Consider the following 23,147-nt stretch of genomic DNA (forward strand, 5'->3'; position numbering starts at 1 on the left):
GCCGGGCTGGACGGCCTCGGCCTCAGCGAAGACGGGCGGCACGACTTTCTGCACGGCAACGCGCAACGGGTCTTCCGGCTCGACACACAGGAGGCAGGCAGGTGAACGGTGCCCAGGCTCTGATCCAGACGTTGGTCGACGGCGGCGTCGACGTGTGCTTCTCCAACCCGGGCACCTCGGAGATGCACTTCGTGGCGGCCCTGGACACAGTGCCGGAAATGCGCGGCGTGCTAGTGCTTTTCGAGGGCGTGGCTACCGGTGCGGCCGACGGCTATGCCCGTATCGCCGACCGGCCTGCCGCAGTGCTGCTGCATCTGGGGGCCGGTCTGGGCAACGGTCTGGCCAACCTGCACAACGCCCGTCGGGCTCGGGTGCCGATGGTGGTGGTCGTCGGCGACCACGCCACCTATCACAAAAAGTACGACGCCCCACTGGAATCTGACATCGACGCGCTCGCCGGAACCGTATCGGGATGGGTGCGGCGAACGGGCGCAGCCGCAGACGTGGGCACCGACGCGGCCGAAGCCGTCGCGGCGAGCCGGGCGGGCTCCTTCATCTCGACGCTGATGCTGCCCGCCGACGCATCATGGTCCGAGGGCGGTGAGACCGCCGTGGTGCCGCACGCGGAGCCGTCCGGAGCGGACCCGCTTTTGGCGCCCGAGGTGGCCGAGGTGCTGCGCTCGGGAGAACCCACGGTGCTGATGGTCGGTGGAGATGCAACCCGCGCCCCCGGCCTGGCTGCGGCGGCGCGCATCGCTGAGGCAACCGGGGCCCGATTGCTCTGCGAGACATTCCCGACGCGGCTGCAGCGCGGGGCAGGCATCCCTGCGATCGAGCGCCTTGGCTATTTCGCCGAGGCCGCCGAAGCCCAATTGGACGGTGCGAAGCATCTGGTGCTGGCCGGCGCCAAGTCGCCGGTGTCGTTCTTCGCCTATCCCGGCAAGCCCAGCGACCTGGTGCCGGACGAGTGTGAAGTGCATGTGCTCGCCGAATACAGCGGCGCTGCAGAGGCTTTGACCGCATTGGCCGACGAGCTGGCGCCCGGAACGGTAGCTGCCGTTGCCGCTGCGTCGCGTCCACAACTGCCGACAGGCCCCCTGACATCGGCATCGGCCGCTGACGTGATCGGCGCCCTGTTGCCCGAACGGGCAATCGTCGTCGACGAGTCGAACACGTCGGGCCTGGCGTTGCCACAGGCCACCGCGGGAGCTCCGGCCCACGATTGGCTGACTTTGACGGGCGGCGCGATCGGCTACGGCATCCCGACCGCGGTCGGCGCGGCGGTGGCCGCGCCCGGCCGTCCGGTGCTCTGCCTGGAATCCGACGGTTCGGCGATGTACACGATTTCGGGGTTGTGGACACAGGCGCGGGAGAACCTCGACATCACTACCGTCGTCTATAACAACAGCGCTTATGACATTCTGCGGGTCGAGCTACAGCGGGTGGGCGCTGGGTCCGTCCCCGGTCCTAAAGCGCTGGACCTACTCGATCTATCAAGGCCAACAATGGATTTCGTTAAGATCGCGGAGGGCTTGGGGATTTCGGCACGTCAGGTGAGCACCTGCGAGGAGTTCGCAGATGCATTGCGGGCCGCCTTGGCCGAGCCCGGACCACACTTGATTGACGCGGTGGTGCCGTCAATAACGGGCTAACCCGGGCAGCCTGCTGAACAACCAGTCGGACAGTGTGTTGACCGCATCGACTCCCGTCTCGAACATGCCGTCGTGGGCGTCGGCCGCCAACGCGACCCCCCACTGGCCGGACGTGGTAGGCACGATTCCGAACTGGCGCACCAGGTAGCCACCGTCTACCCCTGGGCCCCAACCACCTTTTGCCGCAATGCCTTTGGCAGCGAGCCCCCACCGGTGGCCGGGGGTAAGCTGGTGCATCAGTTCGACGACGGCCATCGCGTCTGGAATCACCGGCAAATACAAAGCGAAGCGCGCCTGCCTGTCGAGATCCCACCGGGTTTGACCAAACGCGGTGAAACCTCGGCGTAGACGACGCGATTCGACCTCGGTGGAGGTATCGCCGGGTTCGGCGATGACGGCCTGGACCTTGCGGGCGGCGTCCGCGGGTTCGCCCAGCTGCGACCACAACTCCTCCGAAGCCGGATTATCGGATTCTGTAATGGCTTTGATGACCAGCCTCCGGGCTTGGCGCGGATCGTCACGTAATGCGGCGATCGCCAACGGAACTTTGACCGTCGACCACGCCACGCCGGACGACCATTGTCCCAGTCTGAAGGCGTGGTTCGAACGGGCGACCGCGATACCGACGTCGGCCGGGACGGACGCGGAGAGCTGGCTGAAGCTCGTTCGGAGAGCAAGCTCGAGTGGCCGGGATGTCATAGGTCGGGGTCCGCGGCCATTCGGCGCTGGGCTAGCGAATTGGTCACCGCCTGCGCGCAAGCGAGCGCCATGCCGACAGTGGTCGGGAGTGTGGCGGAGAGCTGTTGGAAGCTCGCCTCGGGCGCGGGCTGTGGCATACCGATCCGAGGCTACGCGACGCTTGGCCGTGAGCGCCGTTGCTGCCTTATGTGCCGGAACCGAGGCGCCGCGCCTCGGCCGCCGATTGGAGGCGACATTCTAATTTTCGGCAACGGTGTTTATCTTGATGCCCATCATCGCTTTATGCCATGTTTTCGCATGTCATAGCCATAGTCGAACAAACATTTGACGTGAGGATCGTGAGTTTCGCCAAGCCAGGCTCAACGCCGGCAATCCTCATGCGCCAGGGAATGATTGGTACTCGCTATCCCGATAGCCGCAAATCACCAACAGGGCCACGCGTTTCGAGCCAGGTGTGGATACGTTCGCCCACGGCAGCCCACCCAAGGCTCCAGCATCATGGTGTGTCCCATGGCCCGAAGTCGCCGCTGGACAGGCCATGCAGGCACAGCAGCGGCAGCACCTCGGACATTTGCGGGGACTTGCGTGCCCACGCTGGCAGGATCGCTGAGGAAAACCGCTGCCGCTCACCAGAATCGGGGTCGACACGGCGTCCTTGACCCGCGGCGCTTTGGCCTCGACCGCCCCCGGCCGCGGTCAGCACCTCACGGGCTTGGTGATAGCCGTTGCGCACAACCAGACGGCGGCCGTTCTCGTCGAGCCGGTCGGCGAACTGCTGCACATACGCGCCGACCTCGGCCTTCAGCGCCCCGGCCAGCATCGGCCGGGCACCATCGCGAACGATCTCGTCAAGAGACGACTGATGGTCCGTCGTCTTGTCGTTGGCCTCCTGGGCATCGTGAACTACGGTGAGCATAGGTGTACCTTCCCAACCAGCGCGCCAACGCCGGTCTTGATCAGAGCTACTGGACTTTCAGGTCATCCTCGGGAAGGTGCGTCCGCTTTCATGCCCCCTCACCGAGGCTCATCCACAGGTTCTGATCATTGCTCGGAAAAAACTCGGCTTCAGTGCCGTATGCGCGTGCCGTCTTTCGTATTTCGTCTTGGCTGACGCAGGCGTCGCATTCGGCTCCCAGGACGAGCAGGGGTGTGGTCACTCGCTGAGGCTTGGCGCCGTGAACTAGTCCGCCGGGACGGGCGCTAATCGTCCTGCGCTGCGTGGTGATGCAGTCGATGTCGCGCTGGCTAGGCGACCTACGCTGACGACTCAAGGAAGTCAGCCAGCAACTGCTCGACGATCTCTGGTTGGTCGACGGGAACGATATGGTTCGCGCCGTCAACAAGCTCGACACGTGCCCCGGGCACTTGTTGCCGGAAACGGGCTGCCCATTTCGGCCCATCGTGTACCGATTCGTCTCTGCCAACAATTGCGAGAATCGGAAACTGCGCGGAGGCGAGCCGACTCAGGTCGCAACGCGTTGGTCGGGCAGTGACCATCGCGTGCCTGAAGCCCATAGTTCCGCTGACGAACTGCTCACGGATCAGCCGCCACGGGTCTTCCCTCAGCCGCCGATACCCCGACTGCGTCGCCATGGTGTCGAGGAATACCTGCACCCGCCTCTCCTCCGGGTGAACGACACTCGCGCCCCAAGCACGAACAATCCAACCCACATGTTGACCGCTAGCGAGCCCCGCGGGGCCCAGGAGTGCCAGGCGATCAACGCGGTCAGGGAATGTCATCGCGTAGTTCGACGCCATCCAGGCCCCAAACGACATGCCGCTGAACGCTGCTCGTTGGATTCCAAGTTCGCGCAAGGTTTCATCAAGCCATGCCACGACGTGGTGCGCTTTGGCGATCGGCTTAGTCGCGATGCTCTTGGTAAGGTCGCCGACCACGTCGATCATCGTGACCCTGTAATTCACGCTGAGCGCGGGCAGCAATGGCAACCACGATGTCGCGTTGAACGACTTGCCATGGATCGCGACCAGCGGCGGCTTTAACGATTCGCCGGCAGCGAGTACGTGTGTACGTCCCCACGATGTCTCAATGTCTGACTCGGTGATGGGAATGGGACTTTCAGCGACCGCCGCGTCGTACAGCTGGCAGAACTCGGCGCGTGCCTCGGCAGACCTGAAAGTCGAGACCCTGGCCATGGACTACTGCTCCCTTGCGCAACTGATAGCTCACGGCAGACTACCCGCCGGCTAGGCTGCCCGGTGTAATACCAGATAAACGACTCTCACTCCTCGTTGAACAGTCCGCGGGGTCCGGCCAAATAACCACCGGGAAGCAGAACCAGGACGCATCGACCGCCTGGTGCTCCTCACTTTGAGGAGATGCCGTGAGCGCCATCGTCATGGACGGCACCGCCGTCGCCAACCGAATCCTTGCCGAAACCGCACATCGCGCAGCGCAGTTCGAACGGGCGCGAGGCCGTGAACCCTGCCTGGCGGCCGTCCTGGTGGGCGATGACCCAGCTTCTCGCACGTGTGGATGAAGAGCAACCGCTGTCGCACCAATAGTCTGGACTTCCAACGCCATCACCTCCACGAGAACGCCGCCACCAAAGACGCGGTCCAACTCTCGTCGGGAAACTGGTGCAGCACCCGATGCCGCCCCTGGTCGACGAGCGCCAAGTATTCGAAGCAATCACCCCCCGCTCGGATTGAAAACGCGCTTAAGCCCTTTCGCCAGACAGGCCCGGTGGTCGGCGTACTCGTCTGGCCACCGCCTGCCAAATTCGGCACACTGAGCTGTCGGTGCTGCGTTGAGGTGCGCGTAGAAGTGCTTAATCATGAACGGACAAACGCGTGTGCGTGGAGCGCCACCCTCTGCCGCTTTCCTGTCGCCCCGATGCGAGGTTCATCTGAATGGGTGGTTGTTGATCGGCGTAAGTGACGGTGATCTCGATGGTGTCGACGTCGCAGTAGAGACAGACCCGCTTCGACGGTGGTCCGTCGTCCTCGGGCAGCGCGCCGAAGGTCAGTGATGACGTAAGTGCGGTGTCGATAGTGGACTGGCTGTGGGGTTCGACGGTGATGAATCGTACAACGAACGGGCGGCGTCGCTCGCTTGCGGCGAGAGCTTCATAATCTTGAAACCCTATGCAGAGCACTCGGTCCGCATCGCTGTAACCAACCGTTGTGATAGCACTGGTTGCAAATAACCGGTCATCACCTATATTTCGCATAGTCAATCGCAGAGCTACCTTGACTGTGCCGTCAATGTGTCCTGTTGCGCGATGGTCAGCCAGCGGCGAGAGCTGAATTTCGCTAATCGCGATTTGCTCGATCATCTCCGCCTTTCATACCCGAATTACGTCAAATTACGAAAGTAACTGTTTTATTTTATCGACAAGACAATCCAGGCTCCAAACTCCATCATTGCAATCGTTCAGGCTTGCCGGCCCAACGGTCGGCGGCCCGAGGTAATCGTCACCGTCGATCGCTTGCAAGGTGGGAATACGCAGCGGCAGCCCCAGCACTTGTCGAAATTGGTTCTCGTCAGCGATAACCATAAGCTGATCTGCAGCAAGGTTTGCATTGTCCGTGTCGGGATCGCCAGTATTCCTCAAGGTGGGCGAATCGCGGGCGACCACTCCGTGGAAAGCGTGTGCTAACTCATGGTAGAGAATAACGGCGTTGGGCGCCGAAATATAATTTCCTTGGGGATCAAGCTCTCGGTATCCCTGCGCCCCAGCCTGAGTCATATCGATCCAGATATTCGCGGGACCGTTGCCATCTGGATAATAGGTGAGACCCCCGTACATGAGTACACCGCCCCACGGATCGATAAATCCGGGATTGACACTATGAAGCACGATGCTTGCTGGGCTGTCGACTATGCGCTGCAGCCGCATGGTGGCGGGATTGGAAGGTTTCTGGGGGGCATAGGTTACCTGAGCCTGGGTTAAGATCGCGGTGCTTTGCAATCCGGGATCGCAGCCAGAGATCTGCAAAAGCGCATCCCATAAGGCTGATGACACCCCCTCATCGACGAGGGAATAGAAAAGCGCCATTACCGTATCGGCCCTTCTGCATCAGTACCGGTCACTGCCGTTGACAATTCAGAGTCCGATATGACCCCGGTCACGCATCCGTCGGTGCTGAGATCGACGCAAATTGGGAGCCATCGGATACCGCAACGAGCCATCGTTTCACCATGCGTGTCAGCAAGAACGGGCACCCTACCACCAAACTTTCGCGAAATTGCTTGGGTATCGCCGCTCAAAGCATCTCTGACGATAACTGCAATTAAGTCGGTGTCGGCATCTTGTTGCCGCGCGAGCTGGGCGATCATTCGGTGCGAGGCATCGCCGTTGTCTACAAAGAGAATTCGGGCTGGCCGCAGTGGTCGGGCTACCGGGATGGGCGGACAGCGAGGGATTGCAAGTTCCGGCCGTAGCCGCGTTCCCAGCCGGGGAGCTCCGGCTATCGCCACCGGGTCGGGCGTGACGCTTGAGGATAGCCTCGTGTCAAGAATGTTAGACAGTTCATCAGCGCTGAAACCGCCTTCGGGCGCCCACCGCAACACTCCTTCCGCGTCCAGCAGCCGCCAACCGATGCTCGGCTCGGCGGCGGGGATACCTAGAGCGGCCGACCATCGGTCTGCTACGTCTTCGGTGACAGTCACTGGAGCGGGCGCTTCGGTGCAAAAGCGTTGGAGTTGGACATGCATCTCCCGATCGCCGCGGCGGATTGTGTGTTCAGCGAACAGCAACAGCACCCGAAGTCCTGCCCCGCGGCGGGTGCTGCGATGCAAACCTTCTTGTGTGGCGGTGGCCACCGCGGGATCCCATTCAGCTTGACCGACATAACCAATCAACAGATTGGGCGCGTGGAGGCGGTCACTTCCGACGGCCAATGTGCCAATCTCTCGGTGAACACTTTTGGTCGAGAAGTGATAGAGACGAAGCGGAAGCGACACGGCGGCAGGCGTGTTCATGGCCAAGCCAAAATGCATGCACTCCGTAACGCCTTGGGTCGTTGTCCACATACCAGTTACTGCGTCGACGTGCATTCCTTTAACTGTCAAGCACATTCGTCCCAGTCCGTCGAGCCCCGGTAGCGGCGATTCGACGTTAAGTATGCGACCGAACCGTGTCCTCGAGTCGTGCGGGCGGCGAAGTTCAAAGGTCTGGCTTTGGGTGCTGCTGCCAGGCGGGTCGGTAGGAGCCGGCAGTACAGTGTTGTACCACTGCCAAACCCAAATGAATTGGTCAATTCTTCCACCGGGAATCCAGCTATTGATCGCCGAAAAACCATCTCCAGCAGTGTTCTTGCTGAAATCAGTAGAAGCAGCCACTCGCTGCGCAAAGCTGGCGGTGCCGTGCAGAACGATTGCGTCCGGGTGGAAGGTCACGGCGCTGATGACGGCGTCTGCGGCCGGATCGACGGATTGAAGCGTTTGGGCCAGCGCTGCCACTTTATCGGCCATATTGAAAGACGATAGTTTGCTCTGGGCGGCGCCGAGGTTCGCCTTCACTAGCGTTTGCATCTCATCTGTAATGCGTTGCCGCGCAGCCGGAATGAAATCGCTCGAGTACGGGCCGTTGTATTGCACAGTCGCTGTAGGCGGACCAGCTGCAGCCACGATGAATCCGTCGTACAGAGTGAAAGTGAGCGAGAGATATTGCTCAACGGTGGCTGTCATAGCCAGATCGGCCAGCCGCACCGGGCCGATATTGAAGACACCGCTCCGGTGCAATCTGGTGGCCCACCCCTGCCCTTCAGCGCTGATCCTGATGAAACCGACCGGTACGCCGAACGGGGTGGGCCCGGCCCATTCGACCTTGGGGGAGGCGAACTGCACGTGATAGTCGATCTCTAGCCCGCCGGCAAATCCCGCATCTCCGTGAACGTGAAAGTCCCGCTGGAGCCCGTCAAAATCGGCTAGTTGAGAGGCAATCATCTCGGTGATGACGCCAGCGTTGATTGCTATCGCGAAATCGCTACCGGCAAGAAAGATTTCTTGAATGGACTCAATTGCCCCCGCTGCTTCTTCGCCGTCCATCGACAACGGAAAGGCAAGGGCCGACCCTCGAGGTCCCTGGTTATCCACGAGCGAGCGGAAGCGACGGAAGCGTCTGTCTATACGTTGCGGCACCGGAGCGTAAGAGAACGTAAGTAACGTGGCCAGATACTTCGTGACCTTTTGGTTCAGCGCGTCTTGATCGGCAGGTGGGATTAGCTGGTAACTGGGAGATTGGTCATACGCCAAGCCGTCGAACGAGACGGAGCTGCCGATGACGCGCAACCAAAGAAAGTCTTCGGCTATGTCATGCCAGCCCGGACACTCTGGATCGATATCCTGAATTCGGTATATCGCCCTTACGTTTCCGTAGATGATGTCAGCGAGTGGAGCGCTGCCGGGATCCCGGTGGAATTCCGCACGTAAGCCAATATCCACGGTAAACCTGTCAGTGGCTCCATCGATCAGAGTGACAGAGGGGCATCCTGTTTGAGCATCAACTGATCCGTGTTCGGTCTTACCGGGCAGTCGCAGGTGCAGCACATGCGGAAGACTCGGCAGTGATGGGTGCGGGAACCCATTTTGGTGCATTGTGGCAACCAGTCGATTCAGGGTTTCCGCGCTTACTTCGAGCACTAAATCGAAGTCTCCGGTCGATTGAGTCATTCGCCGTACCCTTCCGACCATGCGCGGACTGCCATTAAAACCGCCACGTCAAGTTCACTCGGAGTATTCGAGGCGATGCCTGTGAATCATGGTTTCGCACGTGCCCTCCTCATCACTATTCCTCCGAGCGTATATAAGAGTCTGCTGCACGAACCGGTGACAATTTCGGTTAGGCGGCCTGATGGGCCGGTGTGGTCATGATTGCTTCGAACTCGACGGGGGTTAACCGGCCCAGGCCTACTTGCCGGCGTCGGCGGTGGTAGGTGCGTTCAATCCAGGTGACGATGGCGATGCGCAACTGCTCGCGGGTGTCCCAGCCTCGGCGGTCTAAGACGTTCTTCTGCAGCAGGCTAAAGAAGGTCGGCTTCGCAGCGATGCTTTTGCCGGCGTCGTCGATTGCATCGATCATGGTGACGCTATGGCTTGCAGTAAGGGTGCCAAGGAGCGGCACCCAGGACGTGGAGCTGATCGACGACCCATGGAGCGCCACAATCGACGGCTTCGACCGATCTCCCGCGTGAAGCACATGGGTGCTTCCAAAGGATGTCTCAACGTCCGATTCCGTGACTTGGATAGGGCTGTCCAAAAGCGCCGTGTCGTACAGCCGGAGATAGGCATCCCGCGCGTCATCAGAACGGAACTTCGAGAGCCTGGCCATATTCTCACCTGCGTACTACGCGCTACTGCTTGTTTGTAGACGTTTTGCCAAACCGGAACTCGACACCGATGGAATCGTCGTATCCAACTCGACTCCAATCGAGGGTCGCGGGTATCGGTGGCCAAGTAGCGCCGGACACTGCATGAAAATATCCGCCGACTTGCCCTGGTCGGTGGCTGCCAGCAACCGAATACCAATAGTTGGCATATTTTTCATATTGGTAATCCGATGAGCGGTCGACAAGTACCCGGCCCACCAGGTCCTCGCGCGAGGCGAACCGAAGGAACTCGCACAGCACAATCAGGTACAGATTCGTGGTGCGGCCACTTCGAGGACGGTCATCCACCGCCAGCTCGCGCTCGATGAACCGCTTATACCGGGTCAAATCGGCAAACGGCAGTGCCGTCCAGTCCAGCCCGTTCGCCGATGACCAGGTCAAGAACTTGGCGACCTTTGGCGCGTAGGATCGCACGGTGTTAGAAGCGCGGTTGGCGCCGTCCAGGGCAAGGCAGAAGTCGGTCGCCACACGATGGACCTCGTAGGCGTCATCGACGACCAACCACATCGCCGACTCGCTCAGCGATGTTCGCGCGCGATGGGCTCGATACGTAGTAGCCACCACAGCGATCGAAACACGGACGTCTCGTGGCATGGAGATAACACGCCGGGATCGACGGACAAAGTGTCGCCAACCGACGAAGCTCACTACCTAGGCAGCCATCGAGATAACGATATTTATGAAGTCGGTGCGGGGCATTTGGTGCTGGCCGGCGCCAAGTCGCCGGTGTTGTCCCGGCAGGCCCAGGAACGATCAGCGCGAGATCGGCCAGACCGGGTCGGCGCAGTCGACACCCTCGGCGGCCAACTGACGCTTGAGTACCTTGAAGGTCACGGTCCGCGGCAATTCCGCGCTGACCCGCACGTAGGACGGCCACTGCTTGGGTCCGAGGTCGGGCTGCTCGGCCAGGAACGCCCGGAACTGCTCGCCGTCAAACTGCGCGTCCGGTGTCAGCACCACCGCGGCCATCACCTGGTCGCCCACCACCGGATCGGGCACCGGATACACCGCGACCTCGGATATGTCAGCGTGCCGCAGCAGCGCCCGCTCGATCGGGGCTGCGCCCAGGTTCTCCCCGTCGACACGCATCCAATCACCAAGCCGCCCAGCAAAATACGCGTAACCGGCGTCGTCGCGGTAGGCAAGATCGCCACTGTGATACATCCCGCCGGCCATCCGCTCGGCTTCGGCCGCGGCGTCGTTGTAGTAGCCCTCGAATCCGCCGGCTCCCCCGGTGTTGACCAGTTCGCCGACGATCCCTGGCGGGCAGGTTTTGCCGGTGTCCGGGTCGATGATCGCGATTCCTTCCGGGAGCGGCCCCAGCGAGCCCGCCGGAGTGTCGGGGGTGCGGGCGATCGCAACCCCCAGCTCAGTGGACCCGAACCCGTCCTGAACCAGACAGCCGAACCTGCGGCCGAAGCGCTCGACGTCCCTGGGTACGCCCTCGTTGCCGTATACGACCCGCAGTGGGTTGTCCGCGTCGTCGGGGCGCTCGGGGGTGGCGAGCACATACGACAGCGGCTTGCCCACGTAGTTGGCGTAGGTCGCGCCGTAGCGGCGCACGTCCGGCAGAAACCCGGAAGCAGAGAACTTGCGCCGCAACGCCATTGAGCCTCGGCATGCCGCGGCCGCCGCCCAGCCGACCAGTAGCGCGTTGGAGTGGAACAGCGGCATCGACACATAGCAGACGTCGTCTGGGCCAAGGCCGAAGCGCTGGGTTATCCCCGCGCCGGCGTTCGCGACCTTGCCGTGGCTACACTTGACCGCCTTGGGCTCGCCGCTGGTTCCCGACGTGAAGATCAGCATGAAAAGGTCAGCGGCCGAGCCGGATTGAAAGCTGAGTTCGACTTCCCGATGCCCGGCGACTTCGGCCGCCCACTCGTCGGAGTCGACATTGAGATGCGCGATATCCCCTAGGGGCGCAGCCGAATTGGAATCGGCCAGCACCAACTGGCAGTCGGACCGCGCGATATCACGGGCCAGCGCCTCGCCGCGCCGCACCGGGTTCAGGCCCACCGGCACGATACCCGACATGCCGGCCGCCACCAGCATCGCCGAGAAGAACGGCGTGTTTTCCAACAGCACGCCGACGTGCGGCGGTCGGGCAGGGTCGAGGCGCTCGCCCAACGCCGCCGCGATGGCAGCCCCGTGCCGGATATGGTCGCGCCACGTGGTGAAGGAGTCCTCGAAATAGACTCCGCGGTCGTCGATCTCGGCCAGCGGCACCAGTAGCTGGGTGACGGTCGGGTCAGTCATTCACCGCTGCCCTCGGGCGTGACGCTGCGGTCACGTTGGAAGACGAGCGTGACTGCGGTATCACACTCGGCGCCAAAGAACATCAGGCAGGGGTCTCTGCCAGCTCACGGCCGATCTGACGCAGCTGTCCGGTAGCACCGCCCAAGGCGAACTCAATCTCCTTGGCCGCCAAGAAATACCGGTGCACGGGATGATCGGTGTCCACACCGACGCCGCCGTGCACATGCACGATCGTATGCGCCACCCGGTGTCCGGCATCGGCTGCCCAGAACGCTGCCGAGGCCACGTCGATGTCGGCGGGCACATCCTCGGAAACCCGCCATGCCGCCTGCGTCAACGTCAGCCGCAACCCCTTGACGTCGATGTAACCGTCGGCGAGCCGCTGTCCCACCGCCTGGAAGCTGCCGATCGGTCGGTCGAATTGCTCCCGGGTGCGCGCGTACTCCGCCGTCATCTGCAGCCCCCGCTCTAGCACACCGAGCTGAAATGCCGTGCGGCCCAGAGTCGCAAGGGTGCGCAGCCAGGCGGCGACCTCGCTCCCGCCAACGTGCCGCGAGCCGTCCACGGCAACACCGTCCAGCGCCAGGTGCCCGACGCTGCCCAGGCCCGTGGTCTGCAGCGCCGTCACCGTGACCCCGGGGTCATCGGCCGCGACCAGGAAAACCGCCGTGCCCGAATCGGTTTCGGCGGGAACCAGGAACGCGTCGGCGACCGGGCCATAGAAAACCTGGGTGCGCGTCCCGGTGAGGCGGTGGCCGTCGCCCGAGCCGGCGGCCTGCACCGGCCCGTCGCCCATCTCGCCGTCGAGCGCGACGGTGAGAATCTTCTCGCCATTGACCGCAGGCACGCCCCAGGTCTGCTGCAGCTCGTCCGAGCCGAATCGGCCGAGGGCCCACGCGCCCAGTGCCACCGATTCCAGGTAGGGCACCGCGGCCAGCTGATGGCCGAGCGCCACCAGCACCGCGATCTGCTCTAGCACGCCGAAACCGTCGCCGCCCACCGATTCAGGTGCAGCGCTGGACAAAATCCCGGCGTCGATCAGTTTGCTCCACAGCTTGCGGTCGAAGCGATGCTCGAGACCGTCCAGCTCACGTTGGTGCTCCGGCGTGCACACCGCGTTCACGATGGTGTCGACCAGACCGCCGAGGTCTTGGGCGGCTTCGGTTGTCGAGAAATCCATGAATGTTCGTCCTTGTTTCAAGAATCAGCGATTGGCTCGCGGCAGGCCCAGCGCGACCATCCCGATGATGTCGCGCTGGACTTCGTTGGTGCCGCCACCGAAGGTCAGGATCAAACACGCCCGGTGCATCCGCTCGACCCGGCCGCGCAGCAACGCGCCGGGGGAGTCCTGGCGCACTGTCGCCGCGGTGCCCAGCACCTCCATCAGCAGCCGGTAGGCCTCGGTCGCCAGTTCGGTCCCGTACACCTTGGCCGCCGACGCGTCGGCCGGCGACAGCGACGCGTCCTGCGCCGACGCAAGCTCCCAGTTGATCAGCTTGAGGACCTCGGCCTTGGCGTGTACGCGGGCCAGGTTGAGCTGCACCCACTCCGAGTCGATGAGCCGGCCTCCGCTGGCGTCCTTGGTGTTCTGCGCCCATTCACGAACCTCGCGCAGGGCCAAAAATATCGGTTGCGGGGAGACGAGGGCGACGCGCTCGTGGTTGAGCTGGTTGGTCACCAGCTTCCAGCCGCCGTTCTCCTCGCCGATCAGGCTGGTCACCGGCACCCGCACGTCGGAGTAATAGGTGGCGCTGGTGTCCACACCGGCCATGGTGTGCACCGCAGTCCAGGAGAAGCCCTCGGCGGTCGTCGGTACGGTCAACATCGAGATGCCGCGGTGCTTTTTGGCCTCGGGGTTGGTGCGCACGGCCAGCCACACCCAGTCCGCGTAGGCGATCAGGCTGGTCCACATCTTCTGGCCATTGATCACGTAGTCGTCGCCGTCGCGGACAGCGGTGGTGCGCAGGTTGGCCAGGTCGGTGCCGGCGCCGGGCTCGGAGTAGCCGATGGAGAAGTGCAGTTCGCCGGCCGCGATCTTGGGCAGGAAGAACTTCTTCTGCTCGTCGGTGCCGAACGCCATGATCGTCGGTGCGACGCTGTTGATCGTCAGGAACGGTACCGGCACGCCGGCGATTGCGGCCTCGTCGGTGAAGATCAGCGAGTCCATCGGGGAGCGGTCCTGGCCGCCGTACTCCTTGGGCCAGTTCAGCGTGAGCCAGCCATCCTTGCCCATCTGTGCCACGGTGTCGCGATACGCGTTGCCGGTCCCGACCTCGCCCTGTGTCGAGCTCAGTGCCTCGCGCCGCTCCGGCGTCATCAGGTTGGTGAAGTACGACCGCAGCTCGCGACGCAGCTCCTCCTGTTCAGGGGTGTAACTGATGCGCATCGCAGCCGTCCTCTTTATCGACGATTTTGGTGACGATCTACTGCCCGTCCGCCTTCCCGGTTGTAACACGTTCTAGTCTGGGAAGCCAGCGACCGTTTCGTCAGACGTATGTGGGCCTTATGGTGGTGCTGTGCGTGATCGGACTGAAAGGCCGGGTTCAAGGAGGATGCCGTGCGGGTGATCGTAGACCGTGACAGGTGCGAAGGTAACGCGGTGTGCTTGGGAATCGCGCCCGATATCTTCGACCTGGACGACGAGGACTACGCCGTCATAAAGACCGACCCGATTCCCGCCGACCAGGAGGATCTGGCCGAGCAGGCGATCGCCGAATGCCCTCGGGCAGCGCTGCTGCGTGAGGACTGACCCCAAACTAGAGGTATTCATAAATTGACTAGCACTCCGAACGCGACCGATCTCTCCGGAAAGGTCGCGGTGGTGACCGGCGCCGCGGCCGGACTCGGCCGCGCCGAGGCGATCGGTTTAGCTCGCCTCGGGGCCACCATCGTCGTCAACGACATGGCCACCGCGTTGGACGCCTCCGACGTGCTCGACGAGATCGGCGCCGCCGGCTCCAAAGCAGTTGCGGTCACCGGTGACATCAGCGAGCGCGCGACGGCCGACGAGCTTGTCGAGACCGCCGACGGGCTGGGCGGGCTGGCCATCGTGGTGAACAACGCCGGCATCACCCGTGACCGGATGTTGTTCAACATGTCCGACGAGGACTGGGACCAGGTCATTGCCGTGCACCTGCGCGGCCATTTCCTGTTGACCCGCAACGCGGCAACCTACTGGCGCGCCAAAGCCAAGGAAAATCAAGAGGGCTCCATCTACGGCCGGATCATCAATACCTCGTCGGAGGCGGGCCTGGTGGGTCCGGTGGGTCAGGCCAACTACGGCGCTGCCAAAGCGGGCATCACCGCGCTCACCCTGTCGGCCGCGCGCGCGTTGGGCCGCTACGGAGTGTGTGCCAACGCGATCTGCCCACGGGCGCGTACCGCGATGACGGAAGACTTGTTCGGACCCGGCCCCGAGGCCTCGGAGATCGAGGCGGGTGCGGTCGACCCGTTGTCACCAGACCATGTGGTGACGTTGGTCCAGTTTTTGGCGTCGCCGGCGGCGGCGGAAGTCAACGGTCAGGTGTTCATCGTCTATGGTCCTCAGGTGACGCTGGTGGCCGCGCCGACGGTGGAATGTCAGTTCAGCGCGGACGGCGCAGCCTGGGAGCCCGCCGAACTGAACACGACGTTGCGTGACTACTTTGCTGGGCGGGATCCGGACTTGAACTTTGCTGCGACCGGCCTAATGGGGCAGTAGTGGCGGGTGTTGTGTACTTGCGGGCTTCCCGACAACTAGAACGTGTGTCAGAATGATCACGCTTAGATCTCGCCGCCAGCGGCCTAACCAGCGAAATTAACGCGCTTGACTAACAAATGCTGTTCATTGACACGGTGAACTTGTTCTGAGTTAATATGAGCCGGCTCACACCCGAGTAGCCGACCATGATGGGCGTGTCAAGGCATATACACGGCTTCGCCGCACTGAGCAGACGGGGGGACCAAGTTGTTGCAAAAACTTGCTGTTCCCGCCCGCGCGGTCGGTGGGTTCTTCGAGATGATGATCGACACCGCCCGAGCCACGTTTCGGCGGCCGTTCCAGTTCGGCGAATTCCTGGATCAGACGTGGATGATCGCGCGAGTGTCGCTGATCCCGACGCTGCTGGTGTCCATCCCGTTCACGGTCCTGGTGGCGTTCACGCTCAACATCCTGTTGCGTGAAATCGGGGCCGCCGACCTCTCCGGCGCCGGAACGGCATTCGGCACCATCACCCAGCTGGGGCCGGTCGTGACGGTGCTGGTCGTGGCCGGCGCCGGTGCGACGGCGATCTGCGCCGACTTGGGGGCCCGCACCATCCGCGAGGAGATCGACGCGATGCGGGTGCTGGGCATCGACCCGATTCAACGACTGGTGGTGCCAAGGGTTTTGGCGTCCACGTTGGTCGCCCTGTTGCTCAACGGGTTGGTGTGCGCCATCGGTTTGTCCGGCGGCTACGTATTTTCCGTCTTCCTGCAGGGCGTCAACCCGGGCGCCTTCATCAATGGACTGACCGTATTGACCGGGCTTCGGGAGCTGATCCTCGCCGAGGTCAAGGCGCTGTTGTTCGGCGTGATGGCGGGGCTGGTCGGGTGTTACCGGGGCCTGACCGTCAAGGGTGGGCCCAAGGGCGTCGGCAATGCGGTCAACGAGACCGTCGTCTACGCCTTCATCTGTCTGTTCGTCATCAACGTGGTGATGACGGCCGTCGGCGTGAAAATCTCGGCCAAGTGATCAGGGTGGGAAAGGGGGTGCAAGCGCATGAGTTATGACATCACCTACCGGGTTCGCAACCTGTTCTCCCGGCTCGGGGAGCCTGTCGACAGCTTCGGCGAACAGGCGTTGTTCTACGGCGAAACGATCCGCTTCATCCCCAACGCCCTGACTCGGTACCGCAAAGAGACGATCCGCCTGGTCGCCGAGATGACGCTGGGCGCGGGCGCACTGGTAATGATCGGCGGCACGGTAGGGGTGGCGGCTTTCCTGACGCTGGCCTCCGGCGGCGTCATCGCGGTGCAGGGCTACTCCTCGCTGGGCAACATCGGCATCGAAGCGCTGACCGGCTTCCTGTCGGCGTTCCTGAACGTCCGGGTCGTCGCGCCCGTCATTGCCGGCATCGCGCTGGCGGCCACCATCGGCGCGGGGGCCACTGCCCAACTGGGCGCCATGCGGGTATCCGAGGAGATCGACGCCGTCGAATCGATGGCCGTCCACTCAGTTTCGTACCTGGTGTCGACCCGGCTGATCGCCGGCCTGGTCGCGATCATCCCGCTGTACTCGCTGTCGGTGCTCGCCGCGTTCTTCGCTGCCCGCTTCACCACGGTGTTCATCAACGGGCAGTCCGCGGGCCTCTACGACCACTACTTCAATACCTTCCTCATCCCGTCGGACCTGCTGTGGTCGTTCCTGCAGGCCATCACGATGTCCATCGCGGTGATGCTGGTCCATACCTATTACGGCTACAACGCGAGCGGTGGATCGGTGGGCGTCGGGATCGCGGTCGGCCAGGCCGTGCGGACCTCACTGATTGTTGTAGTTGTCATTACTTTGTTCATCTCGCTGGCTGTCTACGGCGCATCCGGTAACTTCAACCTCTCTGGATAAGGGGATCACTCAAAAGGACCATGGCAGAGACTGGATCGCGACGCACGAGTACGCGGCTGGCAGCGGCGCTGCTGGCCGGCTTGGTAGTGGCGTTCGCGGTGCTGACTTATCTGTCGTACTCGGCGGCCTTCACGTCCACGGACACCGTCATCGTCACTTCGCCGCGTGCCGGTTTGGTGATGGAGAAGGGCGCCAAGGTCAAGTACCGCGGCATTCAGGTGGGTAAGGTCGAGGAGATCGCGTACAGCGGTGACCAGGCGCAGCTGCACTTGGCGATCGTCAGCGGCCAGATGCGCTACATCCCGTCCAACGCGACCGTGCACATCGCCAGTAACACCATCTTCGGCGCCAAAGCGGTGGAATTTCTTCCGCCCCCGGCGCCATCGCAGACTCCGCTGCGCCCGGGCGCGCACGTCGAGGCGTCACAGGTGCAACTCGAGGTCAACACCCTGTTCCAGTCGCTCGTCGACCTGCTGCACAAGATCGACCCTGTCGAACTGAACGGCACGCTGAGCGCGCTGTCCGAGGGCCTGCGCACCCACGGCGACGATCTGGGGGCGCTGTTTTCTGGATTGAATACCCTCGCCCGCCAAGCGAACCCGAAGCTGCCCGCCCTGCAGGAGGACTTCCGCAAGGCCGGGATCGTAACCAACATCTACGCCGACGCCGCGCCCGACTTGAACACGGTGTTCGACAACCTGCCGACCATCAACAAGACCCTGGTGAGCCAGCAGAACAACCTCAACAACACGCTGCTGGCCACGATCGGGCTGGCCAACAACGCCTATGAGACCTTGGAGCCCGGCGCGCAGGACTTCATCGACGCCATCAACAGGCTGCGCGCCCCGATCAAGGTGGCCTCCGACTACTCGCCGGAATTCGGATGCCTGTTCGCGGGCATCTACCGCGGCATCCAGGAATTCGCCCCACTGCTCGGTGTCCGCAAGGCGGGTCTGTTCACGTCGTCGAGCTTTGTGCTCGGTGCGCCGTCGTACACCTATCCCGAGAGCCTGCCCCTGGTGAACGCCTCCGGAGGCCCGAACTGCCGCGGCCTGCCCGATATTCCGACCAAGCAGACCGGCGGGTCATGGTACCGAGCGCCGTTCCTGGTCACCGACAACGCCAACATCCCGTACGAGCCGTTCACCGAATTGCAGTTTGACGCGCCCTCGACGCTGCAGTTCTTGTTCCATGGCTCCTTCGCGGAACGGGACGACTTCTGATGGCGACGTCGGGCATGCCGTCGCACCGGTCGATGGTGATCAAGGTCAGCGTCTTCGCGGTGGCAATGTTGGTCGTCGCCGCCGGACTGGTGGTGGTCTTCGGAGACTTCCGGTTCGGTCCCGAGAGCACCTACCACGCCACCTTCGGCGACGCGTCGCGGTTGAAGTCCGGCCAGAAGGTCCGCATCGCCGGGGTTCCGGTGGGTTCCGTGTCGGGGGTGAAGCTGAACCCGGACAACACCGTCGACGTGGCATTCGAGATCGACAAGCGTTACACGCTGTATTCGTCGACGCGTGCGGTGATCCGGTATGAGAACCTGGTCGGCGACCGGTTCCTGGAGATCACGTCGGGACCGGGGGAGCTGCGCAAGCTGCCGCCCGGCGGGACGATTAACGCCCAGCACACCCAGCCCGCGCTGGACCTGGATGCGCTGCTGGGTGGCCTGAAGCCGGTGCTCAGGGGGCTGGACGCGGACAAGGTCAACACGATCAGCAGCGGCATCATCGAACTGTTGCAGGGCCAAGGCGGCGCGCTGGCGAATGTACTGGCGGATACCAACGCGTTCACCTCGGCGCTGGGCCAACGGGACCAGCTCATCGGTGACGCGATCACCAACTTGAACACCGTGCTGGGCACCATCGATGCCAAGAGCGCGCAATTTTCGGCCAGCGTCGACCAGTTGCAACAGTTGATCACCGGGTTGGCCAAGAACAAGGACGCGATCGCCGGCGCCATCCCGCCGCTGGCATCTACGACGACGGATCTGACGCAGCTGCTGCAGAATTCGCGCCGGCCGCTGCAGGGCATCCTGCAAAACCTGCGACCGCTGGCCGCGGAGCTGGACAACCGCAAGGCCGAGGTGGCCAACGACGTCGAGCAGCTGGGTGAGGACTATCTGCGGCTGGCTGCGCTGGGCGCCTACGGGTCGTTCTTCAACATCTACTTCTGCTCCGTGACGATCAAGATCAACGGACCGGTGGGCGGCGACATCCTGCTCCCGCTGGGTGGCCAGGTAGACCCCAGCAAGGGGAGGTGCGCCTTTGCAAAGTAGACGTGAGCGCGACCCGTTGCGCACCGGCGTCTTCGGCGTGGTGATGGTGATCTGTGTCGTGCTACTCGCGTTCGGCTACGCGGGGTTGCCGTTCTGGCCGCAGGGCAAGACCTACACCGCCTACTTCGCCGACGCCGGCGGCATCAGCTCGGGCAACGCGGTTTACGTCTCGGGCTTCAAGGTCGGCAAGGTAGGGGACGTCAGCCTGGCAGGCGACAGCGCCAAGATCACCTTCAGCGTGGACCGCCACGTCGCGGTCGGGGACCAGTCGCTGGCCGCGATCCGCACCGACACCATCCTCGGCGAGCGCTCGATCTCGCTGAGCCCGGCGGGCACCGGCAAGGGCACCACCATTCCGTTGAGCCGAACGACCACGCCGTACACGCTGGCCGGCGCGCTCGAGGATCTCGGTCAAAACGCGAACAACCTGAACAAGCCCCAGTTCGAACAGGCCCTGAGCGTTCTCACCGACACGCTGCGTGACGCCACCCCGGAGCTGCGGGGTGCGCTGGAAGGGATTACGTCGTTGTCGCGTACGCTCAACACCCGCGACGAAGCGCTGCAAGGCCTGCTGGCGCACGCGAAGTCGGTGACGGCAGTGCTGTCCGACCGCGCCAACCAGGTCAACAAGCTGGTCAACGACGGCAATCAACTGTTTGCCGCGCTCGACGAGCGGCGCGCCGCGCTCGGCCAGCTGATCTCGGGGATAAGCGGTCTGTCCCAACAGATTTCCGGCTTCGTCGCCGACAATCGCAAGGAGTTCGGCCCGGCGCTGAGCAAGCTCAACCTGGTGCTGGACACCCTCAACGAGCGCAAGGATTACATCACCGAAGCCCTCAAGCGGCTGCCCACCTACGCGACTGAGTTGGGCGAGGTGGTGGGTTCTGGCCCGGGGTTCAACGTCAACGTTTACGGCGTGATCCCGGCACCGCTGCTGGCAACGATGTTTGACTTCTTCTACCAGCCGGGCAAGCTACCGGCCAGCCTTTCCGATTACCTGCGCGGGTTAATCCAGGAACGCTGGATCATCAGGCCGAAGTCGCCATGACGACCAAGCAACGGGTCGGCAGCCGGGGGCTGCGCACACTCACCATCGTCGCGTTGGTCGCGACGCTGGTGGGAGGCGCCTATGTGGTGTTCTCCGCCGGCGGCGGTGGTCGAAAGATCATCGGCTACTTCACCGCCGCGGTCGGGCTCTACCCCGGCGATCAGGTCCGCATCCTCGGTGTACCGGTGGGCAAGATCGACGCGATCGAACCCAGACCTTCCGACGTCAAGATCACCATGGAGGTGTCCGACGGCATCAATATCCCGAAGGATGCCAAGGCCGTCATCATGTCGCCAAACCTGGTGGCGGCGCGGTTCATTCAGCTCGCCCCGGCCTACACCGGTGGGGCAGTGCTGCCCGCCGGTGCCAGCATCGACCTGTCTCACACCGCCGTTCCGGTGGAATGGGACGAGGTCAAGGAGGCGCTGACGCAGCTGACTGTCTCGCTGAGCCCGACGGCGGGTTCGATGCAGGGGCCGTTGGGCGCGGCGATCAACCAGGCCGCCACCACGCTCGACGGCACGGGTGACACGTTCCACAACGCGTTGCGGGAACTCGCGCAAGTCGCTGGGCGCCTCGGCGATTCGCGCAGCGACATCTTCGGCACGGTCAAGAATCTTCAGGTGCTGGTCGACGCCCTGTCGGCGAGCAACGAACAGATCGTGCAGTTCGCCGGAAGTGTCGCGTCGGTGTCGCAGGTGCTAGCCGACAGCTCGCGGCATCTGGACGACACCCTGGGCACGCTCAACCAGGCGCTCTCGGATATCCGCGGGTTCCTGCACGAGAACAACTCCACGCTTATCGATACGGTCAACAAGCTCAACGACTTCGCGCAGACGCTGAGCGGTCAGAGCGACAACATCGAGCAGGTACTGCACGTGGCGGGCCCGGGGATCGCCAACTTCTACAACATCTACGATCCGGCGCAGGGCACGCTGAACGGCCTGTTGTCCATACCCGAATTCTCCAACCCGGTGCAATTCATCTGTGGCGGATCCTTCGAAACACCCGGCGGGCCCAGGGCGCCCGAATACTATAAGCGCGCCGAGATCTGCCGTGAGCGGCTCGGGCCCGTGCTGCGCCGGCTCGCCGTGAACTACCCGCCGGTCATGTTCCACCCCCTTAACACGATCACGGCGTACAAGGGTCAGATCATCTACGACACCCCGGCCACCCAAGCCAAGGCACAGACACCGGTTCCGCAGTTAACCTGGATTCCCGCCAAACCCACCGCGCCAACGCAGAATCCGACCGATCTGCAGAGCCTGCTAGTCCCGCCCGTGCCTGGGGCGACCCCGGCTCCGGGAGCGGCGCCCGCCGCTGCTCCCGGCCCGCCCGGTTTCGGTCCCGCTCCCGGCCCGCCGCCCGCGACTGATCCCTCCCCAGGCCCATCACCACCCGGACCGTCGCTGCCCGCCGAACAGGGGGCCGGCGGATGAAACGAATCTGGTTGCGCGGCAGCGCGGTTGCCGCCAGTAGCCTGTTGCTCGCCGGGTGTAATTTCGGTGGCCTGAATTCACTGGCAATGCCCGGCACCGAGGGGCATGGCAGCGGCGCGTACACGGTCACCGCCGAATTGTCCGACGTTGCGACGCTACCGCAGAACTCGCCGGTGATGCTCGACGACGTCACCGTCGGCAGCGTCTCCGGCATTGACGCCGAGCAGCGGTCCGACGGAACTTTCTATGCCGCAGTGAAAATGGTGCTGGACAAGAATGTGGTGCTGCCGGCGAACGCAACGGCGACGGTCGCGCAGACGTCACTGCTGGGCTCGCTGCACATCGACCTGGCTGCGCCCAAAGACAAGCCGGCGGTCGGCCGCCTGGCCAACGGGTCGAAAATCCAGCAAGCCCCCACGGGCCGCTTTCCCACCACCGAGGAGGTGTTCTCGTCGCTCGGCGTGGTGGTCAACAAGGGCAACCTCGGTGCGTTGGAAGAGATCACCGACGAGGCCTACCAGGCGTTCGCGGGTCGGCAGGGCCAGTTCACCGATCTGATTCCCCGGCTCGCCGAGCTGACGGCAGGCCTTAACCGGCAGGTCAACGACATCATCGATGCGGTCGACGGGCTGAACCGATTCTCCGCGAGCCTGGCCCGCGACAAGGACAACCTGAGCCGGGCGTTGGACACGCTGCCCGAGGCGCTTCGCGTGCTCAACAAAAACCGGGACCATATCGTCGAGGCCTTCGCCGCGCTGAAGAAGCTGGCGATGGTGACGTCAAATGTGCTGTCAAAGACCAAGGTGGACTTCGCCGAAGACCTCAAGGGCTTGTATTCAGTCGT

At 63.3% G+C, this 23,147-nt stretch carries 21 protein-coding genes and 3 pseudogenes; 12 read left to right on the top strand and 12 right to left on the bottom strand.

Annotated elements, in window-relative coordinates:
• Positions 1-105, top strand: a pseudogene (locus JO236_RS11575) (amidohydrolase); the annotation flags it as partial.
• Positions 102-1,652, top strand: coding sequence for an acetolactate synthase large subunit (locus tag JO236_RS11580; RefSeq protein WP_293329696.1), 1,551 nt, complete (start codon positions 102-104; stop codon positions 1,650-1,652). The pseudogene JO236_RS11575 and the gene JO236_RS11580, both read left to right, overlap by 4 nt.
• On the opposite strand, the gene JO236_RS11585 is transcribed toward JO236_RS11580, so the two are convergent.
• From JO236_RS11585 to JO236_RS11600, 4 genes and pseudogenes are all read right to left on the bottom strand, one after another.
• Positions 1,638-2,351 carry a hypothetical protein gene (locus tag JO236_RS11585; protein WP_293329698.1) on the bottom strand — a complete coding sequence of 238 codons (714 nt, stop codon included), beginning with the start codon at positions 2,349-2,351 and terminating at the stop codon, positions 1,638-1,640. The two genes, JO236_RS11580 and JO236_RS11585, sit on opposite strands and share 15 nt — an antisense overlap.
• A 511-nt stretch (positions 2,352-2,862) precedes the next feature.
• Positions 2,863-3,267: pseudogene (locus JO236_RS11590) on the bottom strand (IS256 family transposase); the annotation flags it as partial.
• 88 nt (positions 3,268-3,355) lie between these two features.
• Positions 3,356-3,508: a hypothetical protein gene (locus JO236_RS11595; RefSeq protein ID WP_293329700.1), complete on the bottom strand. Its 153-nt coding sequence runs from the start codon at positions 3,506-3,508 to the stop codon at positions 3,356-3,358.
• Between the two features lie 97 nt (positions 3,509-3,605).
• The gene (locus JO236_RS11600; RefSeq protein WP_293329702.1) at positions 3,606-4,505 is read right to left on the bottom strand and encodes an alpha/beta fold hydrolase; all 900 of its coding nucleotides are present in this window, start codon (positions 4,503-4,505) and stop codon (positions 3,606-3,608) included.
• 188 nt (positions 4,506-4,693) lie between these two features.
• Between JO236_RS11600 and JO236_RS11605 the strand changes: the two genes are divergently transcribed.
• The gene (locus JO236_RS11605) at positions 4,694-4,849 is read left to right on the top strand and encodes a tetrahydrofolate dehydrogenase/cyclohydrolase catalytic domain-containing protein (RefSeq protein ID WP_293329704.1); all 156 of its coding nucleotides are present in this window, start codon (positions 4,694-4,696) and stop codon (positions 4,847-4,849) included.
• 291 nt (positions 4,850-5,140) lie between these two features.
• Here the strand turns inward: JO236_RS11605 and JO236_RS11610 are convergent, their stop codons facing one another.
• The 8 genes and pseudogenes from JO236_RS11610 to JO236_RS11645 form a co-directional block, all read right to left on the bottom strand.
• A complete protein-coding gene (locus tag JO236_RS11610) occupies positions 5,141-5,647 on the bottom strand; it encodes a hypothetical protein (protein WP_293329706.1) in 507 nt (168 codons plus the stop codon).
• 30 nt (positions 5,648-5,677) lie between these two features.
• Positions 5,678-6,370, bottom strand: a complete 693-nt coding sequence (locus tag JO236_RS11615; RefSeq protein WP_293329708.1) for a hypothetical protein — start codon at positions 6,368-6,370, stop codon at positions 5,678-5,680.
• Positions 6,370-8,988: a hypothetical protein gene (locus JO236_RS11620; protein WP_293329710.1), complete on the bottom strand. Its 2,619-nt coding sequence runs from the start codon at positions 8,986-8,988 to the stop codon at positions 6,370-6,372. The genes JO236_RS11615 and JO236_RS11620 overlap by 1 nt, the downstream gene beginning before the upstream one ends.
• Before the next feature lie 169 nt (positions 8,989-9,157).
• Positions 9,158-9,361, bottom strand: a pseudogene (locus JO236_RS11625) (IS3 family transposase); the annotation flags it as partial.
• Positions 9,362-9,668: 307 nt separating this feature from the next.
• On the bottom strand, positions 9,669-10,211 hold the full coding sequence (locus JO236_RS11630; RefSeq protein WP_293329712.1) for a site-specific integrase: 543 nt from the start codon (positions 10,209-10,211) through the stop codon (positions 9,669-9,671).
• Positions 10,212-10,457: 246 nt separating this feature from the next.
• Positions 10,458-11,960, bottom strand: coding sequence for a long-chain-fatty-acid--CoA ligase FadD17 (fadD17, locus tag JO236_RS11635; RefSeq protein ID WP_293329714.1), 1,503 nt, complete (start codon positions 11,958-11,960; stop codon positions 10,458-10,460).
• A gap of 82 nt (positions 11,961-12,042) precedes the next feature.
• Entirely contained in the window at positions 12,043-13,140 is a 1,098-nt protein-coding gene (locus tag JO236_RS11640) for an acyl-CoA dehydrogenase family protein (RefSeq protein ID WP_293329716.1), read from the bottom strand.
• Positions 13,141-13,164: 24 nt separating this feature from the next.
• The gene (locus tag JO236_RS11645) at positions 13,165-14,346 is read right to left on the bottom strand and encodes an acyl-CoA dehydrogenase (protein WP_293329718.1); all 1,182 of its coding nucleotides are present in this window, start codon (positions 14,344-14,346) and stop codon (positions 13,165-13,167) included.
• A gap of 171 nt (positions 14,347-14,517) precedes the next feature.
• On the opposite strand from JO236_RS11645, the gene JO236_RS11650 reads away from it, so the two are divergent.
• The 9 genes from JO236_RS11650 to JO236_RS11690 form a co-directional block, all read left to right on the top strand.
• A complete protein-coding gene (locus JO236_RS11650; protein ID WP_293329720.1) occupies positions 14,518-14,709 on the top strand; it encodes a ferredoxin in 192 nt (63 codons plus the stop codon).
• A gap of 24 nt (positions 14,710-14,733) precedes the next feature.
• Positions 14,734-15,660, top strand: a complete 927-nt coding sequence (locus tag JO236_RS11655; protein ID WP_293329722.1) for a 3-oxoacyl-ACP reductase — start codon at positions 14,734-14,736, stop codon at positions 15,658-15,660.
• A gap of 246 nt (positions 15,661-15,906) precedes the next feature.
• The gene (locus tag JO236_RS11660) at positions 15,907-16,671 is read left to right on the top strand and encodes an MlaE family ABC transporter permease (RefSeq protein ID WP_293329724.1); all 765 of its coding nucleotides are present in this window, start codon (positions 15,907-15,909) and stop codon (positions 16,669-16,671) included.
• A gap of 27 nt (positions 16,672-16,698) precedes the next feature.
• Positions 16,699-17,541 carry an MlaE family ABC transporter permease gene (locus JO236_RS11665; RefSeq protein WP_293329726.1) on the top strand — a complete coding sequence of 281 codons (843 nt, stop codon included), beginning with the start codon at positions 16,699-16,701 and terminating at the stop codon, positions 17,539-17,541.
• Positions 17,542-17,561: 20 nt separating this feature from the next.
• Positions 17,562-18,764, top strand: a complete 1,203-nt coding sequence (locus tag JO236_RS11670) for an MCE family protein (protein ID WP_293329728.1) — start codon at positions 17,562-17,564, stop codon at positions 18,762-18,764.
• Positions 18,764-19,816, top strand: coding sequence for an MCE family protein (locus JO236_RS11675; protein WP_293329730.1), 1,053 nt, complete (start codon positions 18,764-18,766; stop codon positions 19,814-19,816). The genes JO236_RS11670 and JO236_RS11675 overlap by 1 nt, the downstream gene beginning before the upstream one ends.
• Positions 19,806-20,864: a virulence factor Mce family protein gene (locus tag JO236_RS11680; protein WP_293329732.1), complete on the top strand. Its 1,059-nt coding sequence runs from the start codon at positions 19,806-19,808 to the stop codon at positions 20,862-20,864. The genes JO236_RS11675 and JO236_RS11680 overlap by 11 nt, the downstream gene beginning before the upstream one ends.
• A complete protein-coding gene (locus JO236_RS11685) occupies positions 20,861-22,303 on the top strand; it encodes a virulence factor Mce family protein (RefSeq protein WP_293329734.1) in 1,443 nt (480 codons plus the stop codon). The genes JO236_RS11680 and JO236_RS11685 overlap by 4 nt, the downstream gene beginning before the upstream one ends.
• Positions 22,300-23,147: MCE family protein (locus JO236_RS11690; RefSeq protein ID WP_293329736.1), on the top strand; the 848-nt coding region annotated here is incomplete at its 3' end. The genes JO236_RS11685 and JO236_RS11690, both read left to right, overlap by 4 nt.

Origin of the sequence: Mycobacterium sp. (genome assembly GCF_019247635.1) — a bacterium.
Taxonomy (GTDB): domain Bacteria; phylum Actinomycetota; class Actinomycetes; order Mycobacteriales; family Mycobacteriaceae; genus Mycobacterium.